This is a genomic window from Catellatospora sichuanensis, assembly GCF_007483665.1.
Lineage (GTDB): Bacteria > Actinomycetota > Actinomycetes > Mycobacteriales > Micromonosporaceae > Catellatospora > Catellatospora sichuanensis.
Window position 1 is genome coordinate 293,113 of the sequence record NZ_ML660185.1, and the last position, 14,964, is coordinate 308,076.

Annotated in this window: 10 protein-coding genes; 7 read left to right on the forward strand and 3 right to left on the reverse strand. The window is 71.6% G+C overall.

The genetic code is table 11. The annotated features are described in order from the left end of the window. Positions 1–53: 53 nt before the first annotated feature. The 7 genes from FLL47_RS05235 to FLL47_RS43550 all read left to right on the forward strand — a co-directional run bounded on the left by FLL47_RS05235 (position 54) and on the right by FLL47_RS43550 (position 8,933). Positions 54–2,054 carry an APC family permease gene (locus tag FLL47_RS05235; RefSeq protein WP_222105966.1) on the forward strand — a complete coding sequence of 667 codons (2,001 nt, stop codon included), beginning with the start codon at positions 54–56 and terminating at the stop codon, positions 2,052–2,054. Positions 2,055–2,109: 55 nt separating this feature from the next. Next, positions 2,110–2,445 carry an STAS domain-containing protein gene (locus FLL47_RS05240; protein ID WP_186315566.1) on the forward strand — a complete coding sequence of 112 codons (336 nt, stop codon included), beginning with the start codon at positions 2,110–2,112 and terminating at the stop codon, positions 2,443–2,445. A gap of 124 nt (positions 2,446–2,569) precedes the next feature. Beyond that, a complete protein-coding gene (locus tag FLL47_RS05245; protein WP_144119261.1) occupies positions 2,570–3,520 on the forward strand; it encodes a sensor histidine kinase in 951 nt (316 codons plus the stop codon). A 211-nt stretch (positions 3,521–3,731) separates the two neighbouring features. Continuing rightward, positions 3,732–5,411, forward strand: coding sequence for a hypothetical protein (locus tag FLL47_RS05250; RefSeq protein WP_144119262.1), 1,680 nt, complete (start codon positions 3,732–3,734; stop codon positions 5,409–5,411). 38 nt (positions 5,412–5,449) lie between these two features. Continuing rightward, a complete protein-coding gene (ypfJ, locus tag FLL47_RS05255; protein WP_144119263.1) occupies positions 5,450–6,361 on the forward strand; it encodes a KPN_02809 family neutral zinc metallopeptidase in 912 nt (303 codons plus the stop codon). 188 nt (positions 6,362–6,549) lie between these two features. Further along, positions 6,550–7,824, forward strand: a complete 1,275-nt coding sequence (locus tag FLL47_RS05260; protein ID WP_144119264.1) for a Gfo/Idh/MocA family protein — start codon at positions 6,550–6,552, stop codon at positions 7,822–7,824. Positions 7,825–7,976: 152 nt separating this feature from the next. Beyond that, positions 7,977–8,933 (forward strand): AraC family transcriptional regulator, encoded by a 957-nt coding sequence (locus FLL47_RS43550; protein WP_222105967.1) that lies wholly within the window; start codon positions 7,977–7,979, stop codon positions 8,931–8,933. Positions 8,934–8,940: 7 nt separating this feature from the next. Here the strand turns inward: FLL47_RS43550 and FLL47_RS05270 are convergent, their stop codons facing one another. Genes FLL47_RS05270 through FLL47_RS42700 form a run of 3 tightly spaced genes read right to left on the reverse strand, consistent with a single transcriptional unit; the run spans position 8,941 to position 14,917 of the window. Then, positions 8,941–10,014: a hypothetical protein gene (locus FLL47_RS05270; protein ID WP_144119266.1), complete on the reverse strand. Its 1,074-nt coding sequence runs from the start codon at positions 10,012–10,014 to the stop codon at positions 8,941–8,943. A gap of 11 nt (positions 10,015–10,025) precedes the next feature. After that, entirely contained in the window at positions 10,026–11,783 is a 1,758-nt protein-coding gene (locus FLL47_RS42695; RefSeq protein WP_186315567.1) for a hypothetical protein, read from the reverse strand. After that, entirely contained in the window at positions 11,780–14,917 is a 3,138-nt protein-coding gene (locus FLL47_RS42700) for a hypothetical protein (protein WP_186315568.1), read from the reverse strand. The genes FLL47_RS42695 and FLL47_RS42700 overlap by 4 nt, the downstream gene beginning before the upstream one ends. Positions 14,918–14,964 lie beyond the last annotated feature (47 nt).

Below are 14,964 nucleotides of genomic sequence, written 5' to 3' on the forward strand. Positions count from 1 at the left end.
CCTAGGGTGTCCCCTGTTCGCGAGTCGGGTTCGCACACCGGTAAGAGAAGGTCATGAGCAGCGACACCACCATCGGCAAGGCAGTCGAGTACGCCATTCCCGCCGTCGTCGACAGTCCCGAGGGGGCGCTCGCACCGGCCGGGCGGCTCGGTGGCTGGCTGTTGCAGCACCGGGTGCAGCCGGTCGGGCCGGAGGCCGACGAGAGCCACGCCAAGCCGCAGGCCTGGTGGAAGGTGATGTGCCTGACCGGTGTCGACTACTTCTCCACGCTGGCTTACCTGCCCGCGATCGCGGCGACCGCGGCCGGCGCGCTGTCGCCGCTGGCGACGCTGCTGATCGTGGCGCTGACGCTGCTGGGCATGCTGCCGATGTACCGGCGGGTGGCCAAGGAGAGCCCGCACGGGCAGGGCTCGGTGGCGATGCTGGAGGACCTGCTGCCGTTCTGGCGGGGCAAGGCGTTCGTGCTGGTGCTGCTCGGCTTCGTGGCCACCTCGTGGATCATCACGATCACCCTGTCCGCCGCCGACGCGTCGGTGCACCTGCTGGAGAACCCTCTGGCCCCGCACTTTCTGGAGGGGCACGCGGTCACCATCACGGTGGTGCTGCTGCTGATCCTCGGCGGGGTGTTCCTGCTCGGCTTCAGCGAGGCGGTCGGCGTCGCGATCCCCCTGGTGGCGGTGTTCCTGGGCCTGAACGCGGTGATCGCGGTGTACGGCCTGGTCGAGGTGTTCACCACGCCCGGCGCGTGGTCGGGCTGGACCGATGCGCTGAGCAGCGGCGGGGGCGGCTTCGGCGGGATGCTCGGCCCGGCGGTGCTGGCGTTCCCGCTGCTGGTGCTGGGCCTGTCCGGGTTCGAGACCGGCGTGAGCATGATGCCGCTGGTGGCCGCCGAGGGCACCGACGGCCGGGCCCGGACGGCGTCGCGGGTGCGCAACACCCGCAAGCTGCTGACCGTCGCCGCGCTGATCATGTCGGTGTACCTGCTGCTGACGAGCTTCGTCACCACGGTGCTGATCCCGGCGGCGGAGTTCGAGCCCGGCGGCGCGGCCAACGGCCGGGCCCTGGCGTATCTCGCGCACGAGCACCTGGGCGAGGGCTTCGGCACGGTCTACGACGTCAGCACCATCCTGATCCTGTGGTTCGCGGGCGCGTCGGCGATGGCGGGCCTGGTCAACATCGTGCCGCGCTACCTGCCGTCCTATGGCATGGCGCCGGAGTGGGCCCGGGCGGTCCGTCCGGTGGTGCTGGTCTACACGGTCGTGTGCGTCGGGGTGACCATCGCCTTCGGCGCCGACGTCGAGGCGCAGGCCGGGGCGTACGCCACCGGCATCCTGGCGATGATGGTCTCCGGCAGCGTGGCGGTCACCATCTCCGCCGCCCGCTACCGGCGCAAGTGGGCGACCGCCGGGTTCGCGGTGCTCACCCTGGTGCTGCTGTACGCCCTCGGCGAGAACATCCGCGAGAAGCCCGACGGTATCGCCATCTCGGCGATGTTCATCGCCGCCATCGTGGTGATCTCGCTGATCTCCCGGGCCGCGCGCACCACCGAGCTGCGCGTCAAGCACATCGAGTTCGACGAGCGGGCCCGCCGGTTCGTGACCGACTCGATCGCCCACGACGGGCAGCTGAACCTGATCGCGAACCGCCGCCAGGCGGGTGACGTCGCCGAGTACGCCGGCAAGGAGCGCGAGCAGCGCGGCATGAACCCGGTCCCGGGCCGCGCCGACGTGCTGTTCCTGGAGATCGACGTGGTGGACCCGTCGATGTTCGCCGACGTGCTGCAGGTCACCGGCGTGCAGGTCGGCCAGTACCGGGTGCTGCGGGCGTCGGCCCCGGCCGCGCCGAACGCCATCGCCGCCATCCTGCTGGCGTTGCGCGACACCACCGGGGTGCGCCCGCACTGCTACTTCGAGTGGTCGGAAGGCTCGCCGCTGACCCACCTGCTGCGCTATCTGTTCCTCGGGCGCGGCGACACCCCGCCGGTGGTGCGGGAGATCCTGCGCGAGCGCGACGCCGACCCGGCCCGGCGGCCGGGCATCCACGTCGGGGGCTGACCCGGTCCACCAGGCGGGGAGCGCCCGGCCGGGCACGTGTGCTACAAAGCTTCGCGTGAGCCTGCCACCATCCCAGCTGAGCCACCACGTCGCCGCTTCGGACGGCGTGGTGCGCGTCGCGCTGGCCGGCGAGGTGGACCTGGCCGTGGCGGACGACCTGCAGGGCTGGCTGTCCGCGGCGGCGGCCGAGCACCCGGGTCTGCCGCTCGAGGTGGACATGGCCGCGGTGACCTTCATCGACTCGTCCGGGATCCGGGCCTTCGTGCGTGCCCGCAACGACGCGGTCGGGGCCGGGCGGGGCATGCGCCTGGTCAACACGGCCGGGATGGCGCTGCGCGTGCTGCAGGTGGCCGGGGTGTACGCGCACCTCAGCGGCGAACGGCTGGACTGACGCCCAGCGCATCCGGCCGTGATCGTGAACCGGAGTCGATCTCACGTGCCCGTGCTAGGTTGGGCGGACGCGTCGGGGGTACCTGCCTGACGTGCGGGGAGTCGACGATGCGGAAGCAGGTGTCGTGAGGACGGGCGCGGCCGCAGACCATCGCGGCTTCTTCCATGAGGCGGCGTTCTACGCCTCCGACGACGAGTTCCTCGCCGTCGTCGTGCCTTTCCTCCGCGACGGTGTGGCTGCGGGCGAGCCCACGGTGGCCGTGTTCGCAGAACCCCGGGCACGGCTCGTCCGCGATGCCATGGGTGCCGACTGCGGCGTGACCTTCGTCTGCGGCGACGTGCATTACCAGCGCCCGGCCTCGGCGATCAAGCACTACCGCGAGATGCTCGCCGCGCACGTGGCGGCCGGAGCGGGCCAGATCCGGGTCACCGGTGACGTGCCGCATCCGGGCGTGGGCGTGCCGTGGGAGTGGTGGGCGCGCTACGAGGCGGCCGTGAACCACGCGTACGACGACTTCCCGATGTGGGGGCTGTGCCCGTACGACACCCGGACCGCGCCGGACGAGGTGCTCGACTTCGTGCGGCGGACCCACGCGCACCTCGCGACGCCGCTCGGCCACACCGCCAACCTCGCCTTCCAGGACCCGTTCGCGGTGCTGGCGGCCGGGGTGACGCCGTGGCGCGACCCGTTGGAGGACACCGCGCCCGCGATCGCACTGCGCGACCCGACGACGGCGCAGGCCCGCGGCGCGCTCATCGCCCTGCAGGCGACCGCCGGGCTGCCCGACGACGATCTCAGCGGCCTGCTGCTGGCGACCACGGAGACGGTCACGAACGCGGTGCTGCACGGCGGGTCGCCGGTGCTGCTGCGGATGTGGGCGGCCGCGGGCCGCATCGTGGTCACCGTGACCGATCACGGCCCCGGCCCGGCTGATCCCTTCGTCGGCCTGGTGCCCGGCGCGAGTCCGGGCGGATGGGGCCTGTGGCTGGCCCACCAGATCTGCGCGTACGTCTCCCTGCAGCACGACCCGGGCGGGTTCACGGTCCGGCTGCTCGGTGGGCAGCTGCCCGGCTGAGCAGCACCACCGCGGCCCGCTGGAGATCATCGAGCGCACCGGGCGAGGACGCGTGCCGCCGTGGCTGGTGCTCGGCGGCACCCTGGGCGACAATCTTGCGGTGGGCAATCCGTCGATCCGGGCGGCGCGGTTCCCACGACCCGGGTGACCCGGGGCCCGGCGGCGACGGGCCCGGCCGCCCGCCCCGTTCCCATACCTCAGGAGCAGCTTCGTGTCCGATGTCGACGTCGAACCGGCGGCCGTGGTCCCCGACGACGCCCCGCCCGTCGCCCCCGAGCCCGAAACGCAGCCGGCCGGTCCCTGGTGGCGGCAGCGGCTGCCGCACCTGCTGCTGGGCGCCCTGCTGCTGGTGATGGCCTGGTTCACCGTCGCGCAGGGCCGCTTCCACGGCCGCACCTACGACGAGTACATGCAGGACGACTACGGCGCCCGGGTGCTGAAGTTCTACCTGTCCGGCACCGCCGACCGCTCGTTCCTGGACTTCCCGGACTACCTGTACATGCCCCAGCACGGCGCCGGGTTCGAGCTGATCGTGGCGTTCTTCCAGCACCTGTCCGGCGAGATCTGGAACACCCGCACCATCGTCAACGGGCTGTTCGGCGTGCTCGGCATGCTGATCACCGCGCTGGCGGCCCGGGAGCTGGCCGGCCGCGGCCGGCTCGGCGCGTGGGCGGGCCTGGCCGCCGCGGTCGGCCTCGCGCTGTACCCGCGCTACACCGGCCAGATGATGAACAACTCCAAGGACATCCCGCTTGCCGTGGCGATGGTGCTGGTGCTGTGGCTGGTGCTGCGGCTCATGCGGCGCTGGTCGGAGCCGAACCGCCGGTTCGAGGTGCTGGAGCTGGCCGCGGTCGGTGCGGCGATCGGTTTCGCCGGTTCGATCCGGGTCAACGCGCTGCTGTGGTTCGGCCTGCTGGCGCTCGTCGGGCTCGGCTTCTGGGTGCGGCACGGATACAAGCTGCGCGGGGCGGCGCTGCGCACCGAGCTGACCAACCAGTTCACCGCGATGCTCGCCATCGGCACCACGGCCTACCTGGTGATGTCGCTGTTCTGGCCGTTCCTGCTGACCAACCCGGTCGACGGGCTGATGTCGTCGGTCGAGTCGATGGCGAAGTACGACTGGGACAACGAGATCCTGTTCGGCGGCGAGATGGTCCGCTCCACCCAGCTGCCCTGGTACTACGCCCCCTGGTGGCTGGTGATCGGCTCCCCGCTGCCCGTGGTCGCGCTGACCGTCGCGGCCGCGGTCGCCGCGGTCGTGGCAGTGGCCAGGCGGCGGCGGCTGGACGGGCGGCTGCTGCTCGTCGGCGCGTACATCCTGCTTCCGCTCGCCCTGATCATCGGCGCGCACTCGACGCTGTACAACAGCCTGCGCCAGTTCCTGTTCGTGGCACCCGGCATGATCGTGCTGGCGGCGGTGCTGCTGGTGCGCTGGGCGCGGGCCTCGTTCGACTCCGGGCGTACGGTGCTGGCCTGGGCGCTGATCGGCGCGGCGGTGCTCGGCCAGGGCGAGGCCCTCTACGCCTCCGCCCGCATCTACCCGTACGAGTACTCCTACTTCAGCCCGCTGGTCGGCGGCTATCCGACGGCCCGGCACGACTACGAGAGCACCTACTACGGCTCGTGCACCCGGGCCGCGGCGGTGTGGCTGGGGGAGAACCACCACCGGTTCACCGACGACGCGGCCCCGACGTTCCGCGACGAGCACCAGTGGAACTCGCTGGCCGAGGTCGACCTGCCGGACAACTTCGTCTCGGTCGGCGACGGCGACCCGTTCTTCCGGATCACCACCAAGGAGGCCGGTCCCGGGTACCGGGAGGTGTACGCGGTCATCGTCGAGGGCGAGCCGGTGTGCCGGGTGTCCATGAAGGAGTTCGCCGGGGTCTCGTGACCGGTTAACGGGCAGCCGGCGCGGGGTATCGCGGCGGCATGACCCTCAATGAGAACGCGGACATCGATACCAGCCAGGTGACCGACGCCCGGGGATCCGGGGGCGGCGGTGGTGGCGGTGGGCTCGGCGGCATCCCGATCCCGGTCGGCGGCGGCATCGTCGGCACGCTGATCGTGATCGGGCTGGCGCTGGTGGGCACGTTCCTCGGCCCGCAGATGTTCGGCGGCGGCGACGACGGCGGGCCGGGCGTGAGCCAGACCTGCTCGACGGCGAACCCGGACCGCCTGGAAAACGCCGAGTGCCGCAATGCGCTGTACATCAACTCGATCCAGGCGTACTGGCGCGAGGCGATGCCGCAGACGTTCGGGCAGCCGTACGAGCAGACCGACACGGTGTTCTTCTCGCAGGCCGTGAACACCGGCTGCGGCCCGGCCGACAGCGGGGTGGGCCCGTTCTACTGCCCGCCGGACCAGCAGGTGTACATCGACCTGTCGTTCTACGACGAGCTGGCCCGGCGCTTCGGTGCGGACGGGCAGTTCGCCCAGCCGTACGTGCTGGCCCACGAGTACGGCCACCACCTGCAGAACCTGCTGGGCATCTCGGCGGACGTGCAGCGGCAGTCCGAGCGTGACCCGGGCAGCGCCAACGCGCTGTCGGTGAAGCTGGAGCTGCAGGCCGACTGCCTGGCCGGGGTGTGGGCCAAGCACGCCGTGGAGACCAAGGACGCCAAGGGCACCGCGATCTTCAAGTCGATCACCCAGCAGGACATCGACCAGGCACTGGAGGCGGCGGCCGCGATCGGCGACGACAAGATCCAGGAGAAGTCGGGCGGGCCGGTGGACGAGTCGAAGTTCACCCACGGCACCGCCAAGCAGCGCAGCGACTGGTTCAACAACGGCTACCGCAGCGGCGACGGCCGCCAGTGCGACACCTTCAGCAAGGGCGTGTGATCTCCGGCCCGCCGAGCCTCGGGCGTGCCTGGGGCCTCGGTGCGGCGGAGCGCGGTGACGACCGCCATCGGGCCCGGGACGTGCTACGTTCCGGGCCCGGCCGACGGAGGCGGGCGGGCTTGCCGCTTCGGTAAACGGTTCCTATAGTGGCCGGGACCGGGAACTGATCTTCGGGCGGGAGAGCCACCGTGAACCCTGTGCGCCTGGCGCTGATCGGCGCGGGTGACCGCGGCAACGCATACGCCCGCTGGGCCCTGGCCCATCCCGACCGGGCGCGGTTCGTCGCGGTCGCCGAGCCCGACCCGGACCGGCGCGCCCGCTTCGCCGCCGCCCACGGCATCGACCCGGCCGCGTCGCACGACGACTGGCAGGGGCTGCTGGCCGACAGGGACCTCGCCGTCGACGCGGTCGTCATCGCCACCCAGGATGCCGGGCACGCCGACCCGGCCGTGGCCGCCGCCGGTCGCGGGCTGCACATCATGCTGGAGAAACCCCTCGCGCCCACCCCGCAGGAGTGCGTGCGCATCGTCGACGCGGTACACGAGGCGGACGTGATGCTCGCCGTGTGCCACGTGCTGCGCTATGCGCCGTACACGCGGCTGGTCAAGCACCTGATCGACGCCGGTGCGATCGGTGACGTGGTGTCGGTGCAGCACCACGAGCCGGTCGGCTTCTGGCACCAGGCGCACTCGTTCGTGCGCGGCAACTGGCGGCGCGCGGACCTGTCCAGCTTCATGCTGCTGGCCAAGTCCTGCCACGACATGGACTGGCTGCAGCACATCGTCGGCCGCGACATCGCCCGGGTGTCCAGCTTCGGCGGGCTGCGCCACTTCCGCCCCGAGAACCGTCCGGCGGATGCCGCCGACCGGTGCCTGGACTGTGCCGTCGAGCCGGACTGCCCGTACTCGGCCCCCCGGCTCTACCGCGACCGGCTGGCCCGGGGTGACCACGGCTGGCCGCTGTCGGTGGTGACGCCCGTCTTCACCGAGCAGGCGCTGACCGCGGCCCTGCGCGAAGGACCCTACGGCCGCTGCGTGTACGCGTGCGACAACGACGTCGTCGACCACCAGGTGGTGGCGATGGAGTTCGACGGCGGGGTGACCGCGTCGTTCACCATGAACGCCTTCAACACCGGCGGGCACCGGCGCACCCGCGTCTTCGGCACCCGCGGCGAGCTGGTCTGCGACGCGGTCAGCGTGACCGTGCACGACTTCACCACCGGCACGGCGACCAGCCACGACCCGGAGACCGCGGGTGGCGCGGACGCCGCCGGCGGGCACGGCGGCGGCGACGCCGGGCTGATGGACGCCTTCACCGCCGCCGTGGCCACCGGTGACCGGACCCGCATCCTGTCCGGCCCGGCGCAGACCCTCAACTCGCACCTGGCCACGTTCGCCGCCGAGCAGGCCAGGCACGAGGGCACCGTCGTCACCGTCGCCCGGCCGGCCGCGCTCGCCGGGTGACGCGATCGTGAACGCGGCTCGGGTCCTGCTGCCCCGCGCGCTGGGCAACACCCCGTTCCCCGCACCCTCGTTTCCTGGTTAGGCGACCGGCACCGAACACCTCGGACGGGCCGCCGCACCAGGGGATGGGTGACATGGCTGAGGGTGTTGCCGTGCGCATACGCGCGCGCGAGTTCGCGACCGGGGACGTGGAGGTGGCCCACCAGGTCCTCCGCGAGTCGTACGTCGAGCACCGGCACCGGGTGGTCGGCGGGGTTGAGGACTTCCAGTTCCGCCAGCACGTGGTGACGGCCGGGGAGCTGGGCATGGACAGCGTGCGGCACACCGCGACCGTGGAGACGGTCACCGACCCGCTGCCGTACCTGATGTTCGTGGTGTCGCTGAACGCCGACCTCACCGTCCGGGCCGGGCGCGACGAGCTGCGCCCGATGCGCGGCGAGGCCTTCCTCTACCCGGTGGGCCAGCCGCTGACCATTCGCTGGAGCGACTTCGACCTGCGCGTGCTGCGCCTGCCCGTGGACCGGGTCGCCCGGGTCGCGGCCCGCGCCGGCATCGCCCTGGCCGACTTCCGCTTCGACGGTATGAGCCCGATCTCCGCCGAGGCGGGCCGGCACTGGCGCGACACCATGGCGTACCTCTTCCACACGCTCAACACTCCGGAGACGCCGCTGGCCAACCCGCTGGTGCACGCGGCCGCCGTCGACCTCGCCGCCACCACCGCCATCGCGACCTTCCCCAACACGGCCACCGCCACCGGATACGTCGGCGAGCCGGGCCGGGTCGCACCCGCGGCGCTGCGCCGCGCCGTGGCGTTCATCGACGCGCACGCGCACGAGCCGGTGACGGTCGAGGACATCGCCGAGGCGGCCGGGATCTCCTCCCGGGGGCTGCAGGCGGCGTTCTCCCGGCACGCCGACAGCACCCCGATGGCGTACCTGCGCCGGGTGCGGCTGGCCAGGGCGCACCGCGACCTGCAGCACGCCGACCCGACCCGCGGCGACACCGTGGCCGCGGTCGCCCGCCGCTGGGGTTTCACCAGCCTGAGCCGCTTCGCCGCGGTCTACCGCGAGGAGTACGGCCGCTCGCCCCGGCAGACCCTGCGCACCTGAGCCGGCCTCAGATCCGGAACAGCAGCGCGATCAGCCGCCGCAGCTCGTCGACCTGCACCGACAGGCCGATCCGGGTGTACTGCTCGCGGCCGCCGCCGGCGTACTCGACGTAGCGGAACGCGGCGGTCATGGTGCGCCGTCGGGTGATGGTGACGGCGTTGCGGCTGATCCCGCCCACGTCGAAGATCACGTTGTCCGGGGTGAAGGTGTGCTTGGCCCCCGACTCCAGGCCCCGCATCTCGATCTCGTCGGCGGCGCCGTGCCGGAACTGCGCCTCGGAGACCTGCCCGGAGAAGTCCCGCGCCGCGGCAGGCAACTTGATCTCGGTCTCCACCAGGATCATCACCCGTGGCGTGCCGCCGCCGACCGGGGTGAAGCGCACGACGTACGCGGTGTCGGTGAACATGCGCCACGAGTTGCCGACCCGGGTGCGGATGTCGACGACCCGCTCGATCGTGACCAGCGAGCGGCCGTTCTTGTCGACGAACGACGCCAGGTCCAGCAGCGCGGGCTGGCCCTTGGCGGTCAGCAGCCGGGTTTTTCCGGCGTAGTCGGCCGCCGACAGCGTCTGGCGTAGCACCGCCTCGGCGGTGATCACGTCCAGTGCGGTGCGCAGCCCGTCCTCGGCCAGGTCCCGGAAGATCGCCTGCAGCTCCCCGTGGTTCAGGACCAGCTGCTCGAACAGCTCGCCGGCGAAGTTGTGGCGTAGCCCGGCGCGTTTGCGGCGCAGCTCGGCGATGCCGTACTCGGCGTATCCGGCGCGTTCCAGCATCTTCACCATGCGGTCGGCCAGGTCGGCGAAGTCCTTCGCGCCGAGGTCGGTCGGCTTGATGCTGGTCTGCGGCAGCGTCTTGGCCAGCTCCTCGGTCAGCTTGGCGAGGACCTTCTTGCGGATGTTGGGCCGCAGTGCCAGCGAGCCGACCTTGTGCAGCGCCTTCAGCGCGCCCTTGACGTCCAGCGGGGTGCCGGGCGGCGGCAGCACGGCCTTGACGGTGAGCCGGACCTCCTGCTCGTTGCTCGCCTGGCGGGCCTTGAGCCGCTGCCCGGTGCTCATCTTCTGCTGCGCGGCACGCGTGACCATGACGTCCCCCGTCAGCCGTCGACGCCGAGCAGCGTCTGCAAGTCGGCGTAGAAGCCGCGCATGATCAGCGCACGCCGGGTTGTCCGCCACCGGCTGCCCGCGACCGCCAGCAGCAGCTCCTTCAGCACCGCCTCGGTCAGGCCCGCGCCCAGGTCACCGCGGGCGATCAGCAGGTCGCCCAGCTGGGCGAGGTGCTCCAGCCCGAACGCCTCCGGGGCCAGCAGCGCCGCCGACAGCATCACGTCCAGCTGCCGCAGCTGCCCCACCACCGAATGGATCTGGTACGCGAGCAGCGCCATGTCGATCAGGTAGGACAGCCCGGCCAGCGCGGGCACGAGCTCGGCCAGCGGCGTCACCAGCAGCGTGATCGACAGCGCCGCCGAGATCACGGTGATCGTGCGGAGCACCGCCTCGGTCGCCTTCGTGCCCGCCTCCAGCGCTTCGGTCTGCCGCTCCAGCTCGACGAGGTAGTGGTGCAGCACCACGTAGTCGAAACTGTCCCGCGCCACCTGCCCGGACTGCACCAGCAGCCACCACGTCTGCTCGTGGACCAGCGAGAACAGGTGCTTGTCGGCGGACAGCCGGGCCAGCGCGGCGGCGGCGACCGCGGCCTCCGGCCCCGCGGCGGGCACCGCCAGGTTCTGCACCTCCACCAGCGACACCTGCGCCTGCTCGCCGACGGCTACGCCGCGCAGCACCTCGCCGGTGAAGCTGCGCTCCGGATTCAGGCCCGAGCCCAACTCGGCGAGCTGGTCGCGGAGCGCGAACAGCGCCCGGCCGAGCTTGACCTCCAGCTCCTCACGCTGGAAGCCCGGCCGCAGCCCGTCGACGACCAGCAGCGCCAGCGGCGCCCGCTGCCCGATGACCGCCTTGAGCTGCGTGAGCAGACCCTCGGTGGCCTGCCGCAGGGTCTGCTGCTCGCCCTCCTTCACGGCCAGCGTCTGCTCACGCGCGGCGGAGTCGGACGCGGCCGGGCCGGAGCTGCCGCCCTGCGCGCCCTGCGTCGCGGTGCGCGCCTCGCGGCGCTGCTGCTGCGTCTGCGCGATGTCGCGGACCAGGCCGTCGAGGACCACCCGCTGCTTGGCCGCGTCGTTCATGATCCGGGTCAGGTCGTCCATGAGCGCCCGGTTGTCGAAGTGGTAGAGCGTCACCGGCACACTGACCGGCGCGCCGGGGCCGCGGGCGACACCGGCCGGCTTCGACTTCGTCGTGGTGACCATGAAGACGCCCCGGATGGCCTGTTCGAGCTGCTCCGCCGACGCGGCCCGGCGAGCCTGCAGGGCGGTGGCGGCGTGCTGCTCGATGCGCGCCAGCGACTCGCGGACCAGCAGCGCGACCAGGTTGCGGGTGAACACGAAGAACTCGTACGCCTTCAGCCACGGCAGCGCAGGCACGCCCGCGATCGGCCGGTCCGGTACACCCTGCGGCCCAGCCGCCTCCCGCAGCCCGGCCCCGATCGCGGCCAGCGGCGCCCACCCGTCGGCCAGGTACAGCTCCAGCAGGGTCTGGAACAGGTCGGCGTCGATCGGGATCTGCTCGCCGTCGGGCATCACCACGCTGGGCACGAAGCTCATCGGCAGCTCGTCGCCCTGCCGCCCCAGCTCCGCCGTCAGCGCGTCGTGATACAGCCCGGCCCGCGCCCGGTACGCCGTCAGCAGGCTGTCGGCCAGCGGCTGCACCTGCGGCAGCAGCGGCTCGGCGGCCTCGTCCGGCCCGCCCGGGGTGAAGATGTCCGCCCGGGCGGGCTCGGCCGTGATCAGGATGCTCACTGCTCGGCGGCGATCTCGGGCAGCTCCGTCTCGCTGCCGTGCAGGTAGACCAGCGAGGTGGGCAGCGTGAACTCCCACGGCTCGCCCTGGGCCACCGCGCCGTACCGGTCGTCCTGCGCCTTGTGCAGCTCCTCGAACAGCGGCAGGTACAGCGGGTCGCCGATGACCGGCCCCGGGCCGCCCTCCCACGGTTCGCGGGTGGCCAGGAAATGCAGGACCGCGTCGTCGTACGCCGGGGACACCGCGACCAGCACCTTGACCGCGCCCGCGCGCAGGAACGCGGTGTACTCCGGGTCGGCCTCGTCGTTGCGGGCCAGCAGCTCCATCCACTTCGGCGGGGTGGCCCAGAAGTACGGGTAGCACACGTAGCCGAGCCGGTTCCACTCGAACGCCTGCTCCAGGAACTGGATGTAACGCCCCTTGACCTGCGCGGCGTACGTGTTCGGCAGCGGATACGGCACCGGCCGGGACTGCGGCCGGAACTGCGCGATCGGCTGGGCGCCCGACTCGTCGACGGTCAGCTGCTGGTAGTCGACGTTGACGGTGCGCTCGCCCATCGTCTCCATCGACGTGAGCAGGTCGTCGCCGTCGTAGGCGTCGAACTCCTTGGCCAGCATCGCCAGGCACTGCCGCCGCAGCTCGGTCATGATCATGTCCTGGTTGTACGCCGAGGACTGCCCCTGGATCAGCTCGTGCACCGTCGTCGCCTCGAGCTGCCCGAGCCGGTTGCGGTACGTGGTCATGTCCGCGTCGTACGCCGTCTTCAGCTCGCGGTTGTGGTCGTCGACGGCCTTGCGCTCGATGGCCTCCGCCGCCTTGAACACCTGCGTCTGCCAGCGCAGCAGCTCGTCGGCGGTCAGCACCAGGTCGGCGGTGGCCGTCAGCTCGTACCCGCTGACGTCGGAGAACGTCAGTGTCAGGTCCACCGCGTCGCGGGTCAGCGTCACCGGCCCGCCCGGCGGCGACCAGCTGAAGTTGTTGCCCCACACCCACTGCGTGGCGAACTGCTGCTCCCACACGGTCGTGCCGTCCAGCGCGATCCGCACGATGTTGCGGTCCTGCGGAGTCCTCGGGTCGTCGGCGTGCTGGTCGGAGAAGCCGATCCGGGTCGTGAAGCGCATCCGCTCCACGGCGTAGCCGATCGCGTCCAGCTTGCAGTGGTGCGAGGTGGCATACCAGGCATCGTTGCCGTGGATGCCCTGCTCGGCGAAGAACGCCTTGCCCTCCATGTTCACCAGCGGCAGCGCCTTGCGCAGCACCGGATACGCCAGCTCGCCCAGGTCGTACTTGAGCCGCAGCCGCTCGAACTGCGCCTTGTCGATGTCCTGCGGCCGGGCCACCCCGATGTTCGGCGTCTTGAACAACGACGTCGGATCGGTCGGCTTGCGCGGCACATCGAGGTTCGCCTCGTACGCCCGCAGCCGCGACTGCACCAGCAGCGCCGCCGGCTCCGGCAGCACGAACTCGAACATCAGCCGCTTGCCGTAGTTGAACACCTGTGCCCGGTAGCGCTTGTCCACCCAGCGGTAGATGCCCGAGACGTGGCCGGTGCCCTGCTTGTTGTCGAAACCGTGGGTGTTCGTCTCCTCGGTCTCGAAGATCTTCGTGGTGGACCGCTGCGTCGCCGACGACGACTGCACCCGCGACACGGCCTTGTCGACGACCTCGCGGGAGAAGTTCTGCGCCACCTTCTGCTGGTCGCTGCTGTTGCGGTTGTAGGCGAACCCGGCCCCGACGGCCACACTCACCACGGACATGTAGTTGTACTGCGCCCGCAGGCTCGCGTTGACGTTCAGGTCCTGCTTGAGCACCTGCTCTGCCTCGCGCTTGACCTCGAACCGGTCCGCGGACTGCGTGTCCCGGCTGGTCTCCGACGACTCGCTGGAGCTGTACGAGAACAGCTCCTGGGTCTTCTCCAGCCGCCGGTGCACCCGGTCCTTGTGCTCGCCCTTCATCATGTTGTGGATGTCGGAGATCTCCCCGGCCTGGTAGGCCACCAGCCACTGCTTGACGACCTTCAGATCCCCGACGCCCAGCGGCTTGATCGCGTTGAACGGCCGCAGCAGGTGGAACAGCCGCGCGAACAGCAGGTGCACCACCGGCCGCGCCGCCAGGTGCTCGGCCAGGTCCGCCGCCGTCGCCGCCAGCGGGAACCCGGCCACCGAGGTGCCGCCGGTCCAGTTCCGCAGCGCCGGGAACACCGGCTCCAGCCGCTGCAGCACCACCCGGTCGCGTGCGCTCAGCTTGTTCGCCTTGCCCCGGGCGTGGATCTCGTCGATCGCCAGCGCCTCCAGGGCGTGCAGCGCCTGCAGGCCGTCCATGACGGACTCGAAACTGCAGCCCACCCGGCGGCGCAGCACATACAGCGTGTAGAGGGCGTCGAACAGCACCCGCTTGGTCTGTGCGTACGCCTCGGTGTGCGCGCCGTTGCCCGCGAACACCATCTCCTCCACCGGAACCCCGTCGAACAGCGTCCTGAGCCGGTCGGACAGCTTCTGGCCCAGCGGCGCGCCCCCGGCCGGCGGTGTGCCCGGCGCGGGCTCCGGCGGCGGCGCGGCAGCCTCGGTCAGCAGCGGCAGCACCTCCACCAGCCGCCCGATCAGCGGCGCGTCGAGATCCTCGAAGCGGTCCGGCAGCAGGATGTACCGGCCGTCGACCAGCTCGTACGCGTGCCGTTGCAGGTCGGCCAGGTCCAGCGGCAGCAGCGGCTGATCGGCCGGGGCCGGTTCGTCGGCGCCGAGCATCATCATCGTCGGCTCGTCACCGTCGGACCCGCCATCTCGTGGCATCGAGGACCGCGGCATGTGCGTCGACGGGTGCGAGCCGGACTCCGGCCGCGGGCCGTCCCCGCAGAACGGCACATGGACGGGCAGCGTCGCCAGCACCGCCCGGTGCAGGTCCTGCAACGCCTCGACCATGCTCGGGTTCTGCGGCTCGCAGAACACCTTCCGGTACACCAGCGCCGCGATCGCCGACGGGCTCTGCGGCGAGCGCAGGTCCACGTCGGCCGGGCCGCCGAGGTCGCCGGTCAGCAGCTCGTCGCGGATGTAGCGGCGGCGCATCAGCACGTCCGCGGCCAGCTCCGGCGGTCGTACCAGCATGAAGTCGAAGATCGGCGTCGCGTCATCGGCCATGGCCGGACTCCTCGGATCAGTTGTGCCGCAGGGGAAGGGCGGTGCAA